This is a genomic window from Solibacillus sp. FSL K6-1523 (assembly GCF_038005225.1).
Lineage (GTDB): Bacteria > Bacillota > Bacilli > Bacillales_A > Planococcaceae > Solibacillus.
In genome coordinates, this window is record NZ_JBBOSU010000001.1 from 148,818 (window position 1) to 163,964 (window position 15,147).

At 37.6% G+C, this 15,147-nt stretch carries 15 protein-coding genes; 10 read left to right on the top strand and 5 right to left on the bottom strand.

Going from position 1 to position 15,147, the window contains the following annotated elements:
* The 3 genes from MHI10_RS00760 to MHI10_RS00770 all read left to right on the top strand — a co-directional run bounded on the left by MHI10_RS00760 (position 1) and on the right by MHI10_RS00770 (position 3,454).
* The gene (locus tag MHI10_RS00760) at positions 1-594 is read left to right on the top strand and encodes an RNA polymerase sigma factor (RefSeq protein ID WP_340782089.1); all 594 of its coding nucleotides are present in this window, start codon (positions 1-3) and stop codon (positions 592-594) included.
* Positions 566-1,699 carry a DUF4179 domain-containing protein gene (locus MHI10_RS00765; RefSeq protein WP_340782092.1) on the top strand — a complete coding sequence of 378 codons (1,134 nt, stop codon included), beginning with the start codon at positions 566-568 and terminating at the stop codon, positions 1,697-1,699. Before MHI10_RS00760 ends, MHI10_RS00765 begins: the two co-directional genes overlap by 29 nt.
* Before the next feature lie 543 nt (positions 1,700-2,242).
* A complete protein-coding gene (locus MHI10_RS00770) occupies positions 2,243-3,454 on the top strand; it encodes a NupC/NupG family nucleoside CNT transporter (RefSeq protein ID WP_340782094.1) in 1,212 nt (403 codons plus the stop codon).
* Between the two features lie 589 nt (positions 3,455-4,043).
* Here the strand turns inward: MHI10_RS00770 and MHI10_RS00775 are convergent.
* Both MHI10_RS00775 and MHI10_RS00780 read right to left on the bottom strand, forming a co-directional pair.
* Positions 4,044-4,790, bottom strand: a complete 747-nt coding sequence (locus tag MHI10_RS00775; protein ID WP_340789082.1) for a class I SAM-dependent methyltransferase — start codon at positions 4,788-4,790, stop codon at positions 4,044-4,046.
* 336 nt (positions 4,791-5,126) lie between these two features.
* Complete coding sequence (locus MHI10_RS00780) at positions 5,127-5,894, bottom strand: DeoR/GlpR family DNA-binding transcription regulator (protein ID WP_340782095.1); 768 nt, start codon at positions 5,892-5,894, stop codon at positions 5,127-5,129.
* A gap of 158 nt (positions 5,895-6,052) precedes the next feature.
* Here MHI10_RS00780 and MHI10_RS00785 point away from each other — a divergent pair, with 158 nt between their 5' ends.
* Genes MHI10_RS00785 through phnX form a run of 5 tightly spaced genes read left to right on the top strand, consistent with a single transcriptional unit; the run spans position 6,053 to position 11,300 of the window.
* Positions 6,053-6,805, top strand: coding sequence for an ABC transporter ATP-binding protein (locus MHI10_RS00785; RefSeq protein ID WP_340782096.1), 753 nt, complete (start codon positions 6,053-6,055; stop codon positions 6,803-6,805).
* Positions 6,798-8,417, top strand: coding sequence for an ABC transporter permease subunit (locus tag MHI10_RS00790; protein WP_340782097.1), 1,620 nt, complete (start codon positions 6,798-6,800; stop codon positions 8,415-8,417). Before MHI10_RS00785 ends, MHI10_RS00790 begins: the two co-directional genes overlap by 8 nt.
* A 4-nt stretch (positions 8,418-8,421) precedes the next feature.
* Entirely contained in the window at positions 8,422-9,402 is a 981-nt protein-coding gene (locus tag MHI10_RS00795; protein WP_340782100.1) for an extracellular solute-binding protein, read from the top strand.
* A 12-nt stretch (positions 9,403-9,414) separates the two neighbouring features.
* Complete coding sequence (gene phnW / locus MHI10_RS00800; RefSeq protein ID WP_340782101.1) at positions 9,415-10,506, top strand: 2-aminoethylphosphonate--pyruvate transaminase; 1,092 nt, start codon at positions 9,415-9,417, stop codon at positions 10,504-10,506.
* Positions 10,506-11,300: a phosphonoacetaldehyde hydrolase gene (gene phnX, locus MHI10_RS00805; RefSeq protein ID WP_340782103.1), complete on the top strand. Its 795-nt coding sequence runs from the start codon at positions 10,506-10,508 to the stop codon at positions 11,298-11,300. Before phnW ends, phnX begins: the two co-directional genes overlap by 1 nt.
* A 149-nt stretch (positions 11,301-11,449) precedes the next feature.
* Here the strand turns inward: phnX and MHI10_RS00810 are convergent, their stop codons facing one another.
* The 3 genes from MHI10_RS00810 to MHI10_RS00820 all read right to left on the bottom strand — a co-directional run bounded on the left by MHI10_RS00810 (position 11,450) and on the right by MHI10_RS00820 (position 13,321).
* The gene (locus MHI10_RS00810) at positions 11,450-11,608 is read right to left on the bottom strand and encodes a YfhD family protein (protein WP_152982954.1); all 159 of its coding nucleotides are present in this window, start codon (positions 11,606-11,608) and stop codon (positions 11,450-11,452) included.
* 224 nt (positions 11,609-11,832) lie between these two features.
* Positions 11,833-12,741, bottom strand: coding sequence for a DMT family transporter (locus MHI10_RS00815; RefSeq protein WP_340782106.1), 909 nt, complete (start codon positions 12,739-12,741; stop codon positions 11,833-11,835).
* A gap of 16 nt (positions 12,742-12,757) precedes the next feature.
* Positions 12,758-13,321 (bottom strand): GNAT family N-acetyltransferase, encoded by a 564-nt coding sequence (locus MHI10_RS00820; RefSeq protein ID WP_340782107.1) that lies wholly within the window; start codon positions 13,319-13,321, stop codon positions 12,758-12,760.
* Positions 13,322-13,467: 146 nt separating this feature from the next.
* Here MHI10_RS00820 and MHI10_RS00825 point away from each other — a divergent pair, with 146 nt between their 5' ends.
* Together MHI10_RS00825 and MHI10_RS00830 are read left to right on the top strand one after the other, a co-directional pair.
* Complete coding sequence (locus tag MHI10_RS00825) at positions 13,468-14,412, top strand: carbohydrate kinase family protein (RefSeq protein WP_340782109.1); 945 nt, start codon at positions 13,468-13,470, stop codon at positions 14,410-14,412.
* 214 nt (positions 14,413-14,626) lie between these two features.
* A complete protein-coding gene (locus MHI10_RS00830; protein ID WP_340782112.1) occupies positions 14,627-15,043 on the top strand; it encodes a protein-tyrosine phosphatase family protein in 417 nt (138 codons plus the stop codon).
* Positions 15,044-15,147: the final 104 nt, after the last annotated feature.

A 15,147-nucleotide genomic window follows, 5' to 3' on the forward strand; every position in this document is an offset into this window, starting at 1 on the left:
TTGACTACATCAAATACATCCAAAGAAAATGCTAATTTAGAAATAAAATCAATCTTAGAACAAGTTCAATCAGGTGACACTTATGCCTACACTGAAATCATCCGTAGTTTTCAAAAACAAATATATATTTATTGCTATTATTTATTAAAAAATAAGGAAGAGGCGGAAGATGCTGCACAAGATATTTTTATAAAGGGATTAGAAAACATTCATAACTTTTCTTATACGGTCTCTTTTTCTGCGTGGCTTTATAAAATTGCACATAATCATTGTATGGATTTATTAAAGAAGAAAAATAAAAGCTACAAATTTTGGACGAGCTTTAAGAAAGAACAAGCATACGAACTTAGCCATAGACAAGCGTATGAATATGATGATTTCATCCACGAATTATTAGATAAGTTAAATGTGGATGAAAGAAGGATTTTGCTGCTTCGTTCGATCGAGGAATATAGCTTTGATGAAATTGCTTCGATTATGGAATTGAAACCAACAACGGTTCGAAAAAAGTATGAACGATTACGTAAAAAGTTACTGAAAGAAAAAAAGTTAGGAGGGGAATTTTATGAACACTCGCTCAAAACAGGAGGATAAAGAGGTAGATCAATTAGAAAAAATTATTCGAGAAACACCTGTGGAAGTGGATTTGGTAAATCGAACAATGCGCAATTATGAAAGTAGTCGTGATACAAAGCTGTCTGGAAAATCTAGAACGCGTCAGAAACTGCGTCATGGCGTAATGATTTTTACTACCTCCGCAGCTATGATTTTTAGTTTGTTAATTATGACGAACTTAATTTCACCAACGACGGCGACGATAAAAGACGAGCCTATATCAACATCTGTTTTTAAATCTAGTGAAAGGGATGTTGGTCTGCATGCCGCAGATGAAAAGGGGCTCTCAACAAAATTGAATACAAGCGTTACGCATGAAGGTTTTACATTAAGTGTAACAGAAGTCGTGTATGACGGTGCACGTGTTGCAATTGGAGTTGAACGCCATCAGAAAGAAGCTGAAAATTCAAAAGAAAGTTTATCAGATCAAATAATGGGCAATATTGAATTTTTACTAAATGGTGAACCACTTAATCACACCAATTTTAGCGGTATTTTTGGACAACCAAGTAAGGATAATAATTTTGCGATTTTGGAATTTGCAGATTTAAAAAATCAGGGTGGGGAGCCTTTCCCAAAGCAGTTTAATTTGACATTAACCACTACAATAGATGGAATTTCTGAACCATTTATAATAGATATTCCAGTAAGTGATAGTGGTAACTATATAAACTTACAGCCTAATATAAGTAGAAAATACAAAAATAACGATTTCACTATTGAACAAGTTATACTAACGCCCATTACAACGAGTATTACGACAAGAAAAGCCTTGCTTGATAAATCAACTTCTATAGATTCTCGGGGAGGAATAAGCATCGACGTTTTTGATGATCAAGGAAATAAATTAAAAATAATTCATGGCAATGGTAGCCGTGAGACAAATGAAGGAACTAGCGATTTAATTGAGGATTTACGGTTACATCCATTTGAAACTTTACCAAATGCCATTACAATCAAACCGTATACCTATCTTTATGATGCCTATCCAAATGGATCATTCCAAATGGATGAAAATGGTGACCCAAAGATTCAATACATCCCAGAGCTAGAAATAATAGTACCGATTTCCTCACAGCAATAAAATAGAAATAGTAGAGCAAGTGAACTAGTATGCCGAAACGTTGAATTTATAGCGTTTCGGCATTTTTACATTGAATTAATTAAAAATCATAATTGCGAGGACACCAAATATCCCAAAAATCAGCGGGTAAAACGTGGTTTGGCTAGTTTCGGCATCAATTCGGCTAGTTTTCGATGTATTTTGGCGAGTAACGCTTGAAAAGTGGCTAGTTTTGACGGAGAAATGGCTAGTTTGCGGTAAAAGTTGGCTAGTTACAACGGGGAAATAGGAAAATCTATTGAAGAATCCGGCACGAATTTGAATGAAATAAGAGCATTTAGTTCAATCTATATAGAATCCAAAATCTTTTCGGCTGTTTTAGAGGAATAAACTCATAATGAGCGTGGGCTATGGATTTATCTTAATAAATCGGAATCATTCGTCATTTTACAAGGGACTTGCTTTTTGTTAAAATTGCATTTCAAAGCATGTCGAAAACTGTCGAAATATGAATTTTCAAATAACGAGTGGTTTCTTCCCAAAAATATTAAGAAGGTGTCTATTATGAACGTGTTATGGGGAATAGGCGGTATATTTACCGTCTTAATTATTGCTTTTCTTTTATCAAGTGCTAAAAAGTCGATTAAGTGGCGGACAATTTTAGCCGGATTAGCAATTCAAATTTTATTTGCTTTTATTGTTTTAAAATGGGAAGCAGGTCGTAAAGCACTTGAAGGTCTATCCAACGGCGTTCAAAATTTAATATCCTATGCGAATGAAGGAATTTCTTTCGTATTTGGGCCAGCAGCAGATACAGTAAACTTCGGATTTGTTTTTGCGTTCCAAGTATTAACTGTAATCATTTTCTTCTCTGCATTAATTTCTATTTTATATTATTTAGGTATAATGCAGTTTTTTATTCGTATTATTGGTGGAGGACTTTCAAAGCTCCTTGGGACAAGCAAGGCCGAGTCCATTTCAGCAGCTGCGAACATTTTCGTTGGGCAAACAGAAGCACCACTTGTCATTCGACCGTTCATCGATAAAATGACGAAATCGGAGCTATTTGCCATTATGACTGGAGGACTCGCATCGGTTTCAGGTTCGGTTTTAGTCGGATATGCACTGTTAGGTGTGCCTCTAGAATACTTACTTGCAGCAAGTTTCATGGCTGCTCCTGCTGGATTAATTTTAGCGAAAATGATGCTTCCAGAAACAGAAGTAGTTGATGAGGGGAATTTTAAGTTAGAAAAGGATGATACTGCTGTAAATGTGATTGATGCAGCAGCACGTGGAGCAAGTGATGGAATGAAGCTCGCGGTGAACGTTGGGGCTATGCTATTAGCGTTTATCGGTATTATCGCGTTGCTTAACGGTTTACTTGGTGGTTTAGGGAGTTTCTTTGGTTTTGAAGGTTTAACAATTCAGGGGATTTTAGGTATCCTATTTTCACCATTAGCTTTTGCAATTGGTGTTCCATGGGAAGAAGCGGTTAAAGCGGGTTCTTACATTGGACAAAAGCTAGTATTGAATGAATTTGTTGCATACAAATCTTTTAGCGAGTCAATTGCAAATCTCTCTGATAAAACAGTAATTGTAGTTAGTTTCGCTTTATGTGGGTTTGCAAACTTAGGCTCACTGGCGATTTTACTTGGTGGTATAGGGTCATTAGCACCTAGTCGCCGTTCAGATATCGCACGTTTAGGCGTTCGAGCGATTGCTGCAGGGATGTTAGCCTCTTTATTAAGTGCGGCAATAGCAGGGATGTTTCTTTAATAATTATAGTGCCAGGTGCGGGGAAAACTCCATTGCACCTGGCACATTTTTGATTCTTTAGATTAAACAATCCTTTATTGACTTCGAAAATCAAGTTTTAGTTATAATTCTATTTTGAGCAATTTTCCCACCAACATAAGGGATGACTTTAAAGCTCCCCAAAAATAAAATAAAAATATTAGAAAATGCAAGTTGATGTACTAAGTTTCCAAAAACGATACCTTTAGAGCTAGAAGTATATTTAGTAATATGGAAAAAAATAAATGAAAAACTTGCCCTACTAAAAATAATTAATGTAACTTTATGTTTATTTTTTCTAAGTAAATTAGTTGCCAAAATCAATAAAGTATAACGATGGCTATTTCAATGTTGTAACTAAAATTACCGAAGAAGGTTATTTTATCAGTTAATTCAGGAGGGAGATTATTTAATGAAATGGCATATTTACTAAGTTTATTTCGATAAATTTATAGTATTAGAAATGCGAAGTTTAATATTGAGGAAATGATGATAACTGACTATTCATACTTTCCGCCTTCCATATAATCATTTCCTTCCAATAAATTAAGTACATCATACCGGAAATAACCTAGCCTTTCTTTTTTGCCTTTATAATAAATGTAGTTGGAAAATGATTCGCTTTATGTAATGAATAATAACGCTCCGAATATGGAATATCCGTATTTTTCATCTCCTTAGGAATGTCTGATTCAATTAAAGAAACCAGTTCGAAATTCGCTTTAAGAAGTTCATTCACAAACGTGGCCAATTTATATTTAGGAACCTTCATTGGCGCGTTTTCCCCTTTAAATGTGGGCATATCAATGGAGCCTTCTTGCTGATAGGATCCATTTAAATAAAACTGATGATCCTGACACTTTATTTGTGCGTAAAAGGGATGTTCCCAACTAAATACAAACTCCCCACCAGGTTTCAAATAAGAGTAAATCAGCTGGAACGTTTTTGCTAAATCATTCGACCATCCAATTGCATAAATTGAATACACTAAATCGAAATACTCTTTCGGCAAACCGATTTCTTGTTCCATTGGAGCCGTATATAACGTTGCTTCAATATCTGCTAATGTTTCACGAGCAAATGCCATTTGTGCTATAGAAAAGTCTACACCCCACAATTCAGCAGCTCCTTTGTTATGCATATAAAGCAATGAATGTCCACTACCAAAGCCGATTTCTAAAACATTTTTCCCATCACATGCACCAATGAGATTTAACTCCTCCTCGGTTTGTGTGAAAGGCCCATAGCTCGGCAACGCGTCAATTCCATTAAAATACTTTGCCACGATGTTCCAACTTGATTGATTGCTTTCGATCATATCTTTCAAAATAATCACCCCATTATTTTAATAGAACGTAATAAATACATATAACTCTATGTCGAGCGGATTTATAATTTCATAAGCGTAAATTAGAGGAATCGACCTGTTTGATATGGTCGAACCATTATGTGAAGTTTACATATTCTGTTTATTAATGTCACTAGTATGTTGGATGCATTTTAAAGAATAGATGAGCTTAATCTGAGTATTTTGGGACATTGAATAACCGTATAAAGAATAAAAAACCGCAATTAGTAGGTTGCGGTTAACTGTACCAAATATATTTAACTTTTTCAGTGAGTGCTTTTTTATTTTATCTGTTAAATTTACTCTTTAAACCAAACCAACACGCTGAACATGTATCCCCGCATCTATATATTGCTTAAAAAGAACATCATTCAATCCATCATCTGTAATAAAGTAATCGACATCGCTTAATGAGCAAATTTTGACCGCTACATCTCGCTCAAATTTGGTGTGGTCCGCTACAACGTATATCGTTTGTGCTATGCGCACGATATTTCGCCTTGTTAAAACTTCCTCAAAGCTAAAATCAGACAAACCATTTTGAATCGATATCCCACTCGTACATATAAATGCTTTTGAAATATTCAATTGATCATATTGAAGTAAAAAATCATACGCGACGATAGATTTTTCTGAATGACGCACTTTCCCGCCCATTAAAATGATTTCTACAGATGTATGTAATAATTCTACAGCGATTGGCAAAGAGTTTGTAATGACCGTGATATTTTTCATATTGCGAATGAATTTAGCAATTTGAAAAGTACTAGAACCACTATCTAAAAAAATACAATCCCCCTCATGAATAAGCTTGGCACATTCCCTGGCAATGGCGATTTTCTCGTCTAATTGACTAATCATACGCTGCTCAATCAATGTTTCTGTCATTGATTGTTCAACCTCTCGAATCCCCCCATAAAATTTTTCAACGAGTCCTTGTTGTACAAGGATTTGAATATCACGGCGCAACGTTTCCATTGAAATTTGCAGTGCTTCTGTTAGTTCATAATGCTTTACAACTTGCTGTGTTCGAACGATTTCCATAATTTTTTGTTGACGTTCAACGGGATACATAACCATCACTCCTCGTTCTTTACCATATCAAAAGTGGTCAAGACTTTGTCAGAAGTTAATCTAAATTTACGCAATATTTACTCAACATTTACGAAACTAACGTCTTTAAATTTACAATGCACTTTTATACTAAGGGTAATCAGAAAGAGGTGGCACACGTGCTTGAGCTTCAGCAAATAAAGAAAAGCTTTGGAACGAAAGATGTTTTAAAGGATATTCAATTAACATTACCAAAAGGACAAATTATGTCGCTTCTAGGACCGAGTGGTTGTGGAAAAACAACATTATTAAATATTATTTTAGGATTAGAGCAACAAACGAGCGGCAAGATCATTTGGGATGGTGAGGACATTAGTCAGAAGCCTATGCAAGAACGGGGTTTTAATATCGTCTTTCAAGATTTCGCTTTGTTTCCCCATTTAAATGCATACGACAATATTATTTATGGATTGCGTAATCAAAAGAAGGGCATTGATGAAAAAAGTGTCCAAGAATATATTGAATTTTTAGAGCTTAGCCCCCATTTGAAAAAGAAAGTGCATGAACTATCAGGTGGGCAAAAGCAGCGTGTTTCGATTGCACGAACACTTGTTATGCAACCAGATATTTTACTAATGGATGAGCCATTAAGTGCGCTAGATGGTGTGATTAAAGAAACGATTAAAGAGCGCATTCAGTCAATTTCCAGGGAGTTTAATTTAACGACAATTATCGTTACGCATGATCCAGAAGAGGCGTTAACATTATCGGATCAAGTAGTAATTTTAAATGATGGACATATCGCACAATGTGGCAGTCCAGTAGAAATAGTAAATGAACCCGCGAATGAATTTATTGAAAACTTTATCCTTCAGCAACTGCGCATTAAGCGTCAGAATATATATCGCCTATTTGGTGAGCAATATGCTTAAAACGACGATGCTAATGCGCGGTATGGCATTTCTGCTGTTAGCTACCATTGTATTCTTTTTAGCACTGCCTCTAGGAGCAATTGTTTTGAAATCATTTGAGGGAGCTGATGGTTGGACACTTCAAAATTATGAACAAGCTTTATCTAGTGGGATATTAACAGAGGTTTTCTTCAATAGTGTATGGGTATCAACAATTGCAGCGGTCATTACAACCGTGCTGGCGTTTTTATTAGCCTACACGATTCATTTTACGAATGTTGCAAAGCCAATTAAAAAATTTATTCGGCTCGGTGTGACAATGCCGATGCTACTACCAACGATTACATATGGCTTTGTATTGATTTATGCATTTGGGAATCAAGGGATATTCAGCCGTATCTTTGGCCAACCGATTTTCACAATTTACGGCTTTAACGGTTTAGTCATTGGTTATGTTATGTACACATTGCCAGCCGCATTTTTACTTATGCATAATGCCATGCAGTATATGGATCACCGATTTATTATTGTGTCGCATCTGATGCATGATGGCAAATGGCGCCGATTTTACCATACGATTTTACGCCCGATGCTAAGTCCAATCGGTGGTGCCTTTATTTTAGCATTCATCTTAAGTTTCACGGATTATGGTATACCAGCTTCAGTAGGTGGCACATATGACGTGATTGCAACGACGCTTTATCAAACGATGCTTGGGTCCATTCCAAACTTCTCGCAAGGTGCGGTCATTTCGATTGCCATGCTTGCGCCAGCTGTACTTGGGATGCTTGCTATGGGAATTTTGGAAAGAGGCAATGTGTCGTATAAGTCTGTTTCACAGCAAGTTGCTTTTTCTTCCAAAACAAAGACGGTGTTGTTCGGTTCAGGTAGCGTCGTTTTAGTCCTTACTTTATTGGCAGTATTTACACCGCTTATTATCGTGCCATTTACGACAGCATACCCATTTGATTTTGGCTTCACACTGCAACATTTCCAAGCAGTTATTCAAATGCCAGAATTAATGAATGTGTATAAGAATTCATTGCTTGTTGCGATAAGTACGGCACTTGTTGGGGTAGTCATTGCTTTTGTTGCAGGTTTGTTAAGTGCGCGTACGCAATTAAAAAATCGCCAAGCATTTGATGCCATTGCGATGATAACCAATGCAGTACCAGGAATGGTTTTAGGTTTAGGTTACTTATTTTTCTTTAATAATAGTAGTTTAAAAGGCACTTTCTTCATTATTATTGCCTATGCGATTATGCATTTCTTTACAACACCGTTTTTAATGGTGAAAAATGCATTGCAAAAAATGGACCCTTCTTGGGAAGTGACAGGCGCTTTACTACGTGATAGCTGGCTGCAAACAGTTTTCCGAGTGATCTTACCGAATATCAAAAAAACATTAGTAGAAGTGTTTAGTTATTACTTTATTAACGCAATGGTGACGGTGAGTGGGGTTATTTTCATAGTTACAACACATACCGTTTTAGTTTCAACCAAAATTAAAGAGTTGCAGCATTTCTCAAAGTTCAATGAAATTTTTATTCTATCTCTGTTTATTTTAGTAACAAATATTGTTGTGAAAATAGCCTGTGAGTTTTATCTAAATAGTCAATCGAAAAGGGGATAAGGAAATGAATAAAAAAGTAATGGGATTTTTAACGGTAGCAAGTTCGGCGATTGTATTGGCAGCTTGTAGCAGTGGTAGTGCAAATTCAAATGACCAAGTAATTATTTATTCAAATGCAGATGATGAAGCGATTGAAGTGATGCAAAATACGCTAAATGATAAAGGTTTTAAAGGGGAATATATGATTCAATCTGTCGGGACATCGGAGCTTGGTGGAAAGCTTTTAGCTGAAGGGAAAAAGATTGAGGCTGATGTTGTGACGATGGCTTCTTATTATATTGATAGCGCGGATGCACAGCATGATATGTTTATTGATTTAACGTCTTCACAAGCATTGATCGATGAAACGTCGAATATCCAATTACCGATTTTGGGGAATGTCGGCTCGATTTTCGTTAATACTGAAATGTTGGCACAAAAAGGATTAGACACACCGACATCATTAAAAGATTTAACCGACCCGCAATATAAAGATTTAATTTCGATTCCAAACATTATGGATTCATCTACGGGCTGGCTACTTGTACAAGCAATTATGGCGGAATACGGGGAAGAAGAAGGACCGAAAATTTTAGCAAATTTAATTCAAAACGTAGGGCCGCATTTAGAAAGCTCGGGATCAGGTCCAATTAAAAAAGTGAAAACGGGTGAAGTACCGATTGGTTTTGGCTTACGTGCACAGGCGCTTGATGCAAAAGAAGAGGGATTACCGATTGATTATATTGATCCAATTGAAGGGAATTACTCGTTAGTAGAATCGGTTGCGGTCGTTGATAAGGGCGATGATGAAAAAGAAAAGAAAGCGCAAGAAATTGCTTTAACAATTGCCAATGATGCACGTGAACAATTACTAGTGCAATATCCAGTCGCTTTGTATGAAGGTGAAAAAGTGGCAAATGAACCTGCGTACTTAAAAAAATGGGCAACGACATTAACAGTAGATTTATTACAACAACATCAAGCGATCTTTAACGCTGCGAAATAATGGGGGATTATGATGAATCGATATAAATTACTAACACCAGGACCGTTAACGACGACAAATACTGTACGCAATGTGATGAATGAAGACCGCTGCACGTGGGATGATGAATATAAACAAATTACCCAAACGATTCGTAAACAATTATTGGAGATTGCGGGTGTAACTGAAGAAAAATATACTACTGTTTTAATGCAAGGGAGTGGGAGTTTCGTTGTAGAAGCAGTGCTAACAACAGCGGTTCAATCAAGTGATAAAGTGCTATTCATTACAAATGGTGCTTATGGTGAGCGCATGGTGCAAATGGCAAATGCAATTGGTATCCAGCATACACAGTACGAAACACCTTATGGCGAAGCGGTAAATGCTTCCGATATTGCAACTCTATTACAACAAGATCCAACAATTACGCACGTAGCAATGGTGCATTGTGAAACGACAACAGGCATTTTAAACCCTATTGAAGAAGTGATTGCAGTGGCAAAACAACATAATGCACAAGTAATTATTGATGCGATGAGTAGCTTTGGTGGTGTCCCAATTGATATGGAAGCATTGCAAATTGATTATTTAGTTAGTAGTGCGAATAAGTGCATTCAAGGTGTACCAGGTTTCGGCTTTGTTATTGCGAATATCGACCGTCTATCAGCATGCCAAGGGGTAGCTCGCAGTGTGTCACTCGATTTATATGATCAGTGGCAAACGATGAAAGTAGATGGCAAATGGCGTTTTACATCACCGACACATGTGGTGGCTGCATTTGCACAGGCATTAGTTGAACTAGAAGAAGAAGGTGGGGTAGCAGCTCGCTTTACTCGTTATGCTGCGAATAACTCTTATTTACGCAAAGAAATGCAGGCAATGGGCTTTGCACCATATATCGATGAAGCGGATCAGTCACCGATTATTACATCATATTATTATCCGACTGAAAGCTTTGAATTTACGGCCTTCTATGAGGCGATTAAGCAAAAAGGATTCGTTTTATATCCTGGGAAATTAACGGATGCCGATACATTCCGCATTGGTAATATTGGCGATATTCATCTGTCCGATATGGAGCAATTAGTAGGCGCAATTAAAGAATATATGGGGGTTCAAGTATAATGACAACGAAAATTGAAGGTGTTATTTTTGACTGGGCTGGAACAACTGTAGATTTCGGATGTTTTGCTCCGGTAAATGTATTTTTAGAGATTTTTAAGAATGCGGGTGTAGAGGTAACGTTAGAAGAAGCACGCGAACCAATGGGTATGTTAAAAATCGACCATATTCGCGCAATGCTACAAATGCCTCGCATCCATGCGAAGTGGCAAGAAGTACACGGCAATTCATTTAGTGAAGAAGATGTGAATCAATTGTATGCGCAATTTGAGGAACAGTTAATGATTTCCCTTGCAGAATATACAACCCCAATCCAAGGTGTGTTAGAAACAGTAAAATGGTTGCGTGCGAATAATATTAAAATTGGTTCAACAACAGGTTATACGAAGGAAATGATGGCGGTAGTCGTACCGGAAGCGAAGAAAAAAGGCTATTCACCAGATCATCTTGTCACACCGACGGATTTAGAAGATGTTGGGCGCCCATACCCGTATATGGTTTTTGAAAATATGCGTCAACTACAACTAAGCCATGTGAAGCATGTTGTCAAAGTAGGGGATACCGCATCAGACATGAAAGAGGCGCTACATGCTGGTGTGTGGGCAGTAGGTGTACTTGTTGGGAGCTCAGAAATGGGTGTGAGTGAAGAAGAATACCAACAACTCACAACCGAGCAACAACAACAGCTAATTGAAAAAACACGCTTGAAGTTTGAATCATACGGTGCGCATTATACGATTGAAACGATGCAACAGTTACCGGAGATTATCGGGGAAATTGAAGCAAGTTTTGAATAGTCTATAAAATCGCTTTAGGTTGTTTCGTTTCTAGAGCTGTTAAAAATAAGGCACTTCTTGTTCAGGGTAATGAACAGGAAGTGCTTTTTGATGGTTTGAAGGAGTTTTTATTGCGCACATTAAGGGTGTAGGCGAAAAATATAAATTTCCTATTTCTTATGGGGAGTTTTAAAAGCCAATTTCTTTAGATCTGCTAACTCTTGCGCAAATTCCTCTCGCACCTTGTTTGGGGCAATCTTTTGGTTTTTCGGTGTTTGGGGTAAGGAACCTTTGTTGCTGCTTTGACCTTGTTTATTATCTCTTCCCATGAAATATCTCTCCTTTCATTTTGAATCTTTCTTAATATGGCTTGGAATTCGTTTTTTAATCATGGAAAAAAGTTTAAACGGATAGAAAGCTGAAAGTGTTGGATAGAAGTGAAAAAGTGTTGGATAGAATCTAAAATGTGACGGATAGAACCAAGATTCAGGTAACTTCCCACCGAAAAATTAAAAAACCAGCATATCGAAATATGCTGGTTAATCATAAATACTTATTCAACTGAAGATGAAATCATCCGCTGTTTTCTCCCGGCAAAATAGGAAGGTAACATCATCCCAATTAACACGAGAATAATACCGCCGATTTGTATCACTGTTAACGTTTCTTTTAACACGATAACGGATACGATAATCGCAACAGGTAATTCTACTGCACTCAGTATCGGAACAAGTCCACCGCCAACTTTCGGGGCAGCAATTGAGAACAATAGAATTGGGAAAATAATGCCGAATAACCCAAGCACAAAACCGAATTTCCATAAGCCCGCAGTAAGTTGTCCATTCCAAATGATTTCAGGAGATAGGAAGATCGAAACGACGATCAGTGAAACGATGGATAAAATAAATGTTCGACCAATCGTCGTCACGCCTTCTACTGGACGCGCATTGATTTGTAAAAAGCCTGCAAAGCTAAAGGCAGCTGCAAAACCAAATACCCACCCTTGCCATGCAATTTGTGATAAATCGACGTCAATAATACCAGCTGCTAGAATTGTCCCTGCCAATAAAAATGCCAATGAAAAAAGCTCGATGCGGCTAGGGAAACGCTTTTTAATAATGCAATCCATAAAGAGACCAATCCAAGTAAATTGGAAGAGCATAACGACTGCGAGTGAAGCGGGTAAATAATTTAAAGAGTGTCCGTAAACAATTCCAGTAAAGGCCGTTAATGTACCTGCACATATAAGAAAGAGTACACTGGATTTCGTAAGTTTCGGTAATGTTCGTTGTGTTGCGATAAATAACACGAGGGCAAGTAAAAAACCAAAAACATATTGGCTTGTAATGGCCTCGGAAGAAGTAAATCCATGTTGCATTGCTACTTTTACAATCGTTGATAAAATACCGTAACTACTAGAAGCAATGACAATCATTAGAGGGTAAATCCAAGTTGCTTTCATCTAATACCGTCCTATTCTAATGAAGCGATTTCACCATATGATGAAACGGTTCGTCTATAATTGTCCAGGGCTCTGTGACATGAAAACCCATACGTTCATACAAACGACGTGCATCCAGTTTTTCGAGCTCTACATTTAATGCTAATTTACGATAGCCAAGTTTTTTGCCGTTTTCTTCAGCAAATTGAAGAAGCTTTGTCCCAATTCCAAGACCACGGGCTTCCTTTAAAACACAAACTGTATCAATATAATATTCATCCTCATGGGCTTCCACATCAACCTTCAGATGAAGTCCTTTTTGCGCAAGTAGTGCTTCGAGCTGGCCATCAAGTATTGCGCCTTGTTTGCCATCATATAAAACAACAATGCCTTGTACCGTATCATTTGAAGTGGCAACAAATGTATTTAAATAAGAATGTCGGTTGGATGTTTCTCTTACAAGTTGTTCTAAAGCAGCTATAATCTTTGGTAATTCTTGCTCACCTGTTAAGTTATTAGCAATATCACCAATCGCATCATAAATTAAAGGTGCAATTGCTTGTGCATCCGCAATTTCAGCCTGTCTAATAAAAATGGTCATTTAAAAACATCTCCTTAACCTAATAAATTATAACAGAAATCGACTCAATAAGGGGAAATGGGATAGTTCAGAAAAGTATGAAGCTTTATTGGAATCATAGTTCTATGGTAAATTAAGAGGAATACAATGTCGGAGGTAAATAACTCATGAGTCAGTCAGACAAAGATTTCATTTTAGTTTACGGAGATGCTTTTGTTGATTATATAGCAAATGACCAAACGAATACGTCATTTACAAAATATCTAGGTGGGGCAACGATTAATGTTGCGGCAGGCATTAGCCGAATTGGTGCACCTTCTGCACTTATTACCATTTCAGGGGATGATGAAACCTCTCAATTTTGTCGTGAGGAAATTTTAAAAGAAGGCGTAAATTTAGATTATGCTATTTACGACCCAACTAAACGTGTTAGTGGTGTTTATGTACATTTAAATGAAAATGGTGAGCGCGAGTTTAAGGATTATGTAGACGAAACACCAGCGCTTCAAGTAGCATCAGTACAATTACAAGAGGCTGCTTTTAAACGCGCATCGATTTTTAATGTGTGTTCAGGAACAATGTTTGAGCCGACTGCGCTTGCAACGACACGTGCTGCAGTTGAAATGGCGAAGGATAAGGGAGCCATTTTAGCGATTGATGCGAATATTCGTCCATTACGTTGGGACTCAGAGCAACAATGCCGCGAAACGATTTCTTCATTTTTTGAAGATGCGGACATTTTAAAGCTGACGGATGAGGAACTATTTTTCTTAACAGAAACAGACACAATTGAGGATGGCTTAGCGAAATTAGACGAGCTGTTAGTGCCGATTGTGCTTATAACGGTTGGGGCAGATGGTGCTTATGCGGTGTTAAATGGGGAAGTAATGCATGTAACAGTTGATCCAGTCGTTCCAGTAGATACAACAGGTGCTGGAGATGCATTTATGGCAGGCGTTTTACGTTATGTTCATTTTAACGGGCTTCCAACAGTTGCAGAAGATTTAATAAAATGTGTGTCTTTCGGCAATAAATTAGGCGCGATGGCAGCGACAAAACCGGGTGCTCTAACGGCATTACCAAGCTATGAAGATATTAAACATCTAATTTAATTCAGCGAGGTACATCCCCCGCTGAATTAGTGGAATTCTGGCTAAGAACGCCGCGTCGTGCGGCAACGCCTGAGTGACCAACATCGTGTTGGCCCGATGCCCCGGCGGATGTCATAGATTTTTAAGGGGAGTTTTTCAAGTATGCTCGAAAAAATCTGGACGCAATTACGCCGAGGCGTAATTGATTAGAAGATTAAATAATGGAGGGTTTTTCATGAATCGTCATTATAATGAACTAGTAGCAGGTCGAATTTTCATCGGTAGTGCGGATGATACGGAACAAGCGGTGTCATCTGAGCAAATTGATACGGTATTTGATGTGCGTGTCAATGGTCGTGAAGGCGAGCAAGCGTACAACTATATTCATACGCCGATTACAGAAGAGGCAACAGCTGAAACGATTAAAGCAGGTGCGGAAAAATTAGCACAAGCATATGAAACGGGTGAAAAGATTTACATTCATTGCGGTAGTGGCACAGGTCGCGCGGGTGTTATGGCTGTAGCGACATTGTTAGAAATCGGAGCTGCATCGAGTTTAGATGAAGCCATTACGCAAGTAAAAGAAGCACGCCCGGCAGTAAAAGTACGTGACAATATGCAGGCAGCGCTTGAAAGACTTTATATAAAATAGTAAAAACGAAATCGCACTTACTTGCGCGATTTCGTTTTTTTTATATGCATTGCAACTACCAGTTGACGAATGTACGAAAAATTAACATGCATTCGCTACTTTTT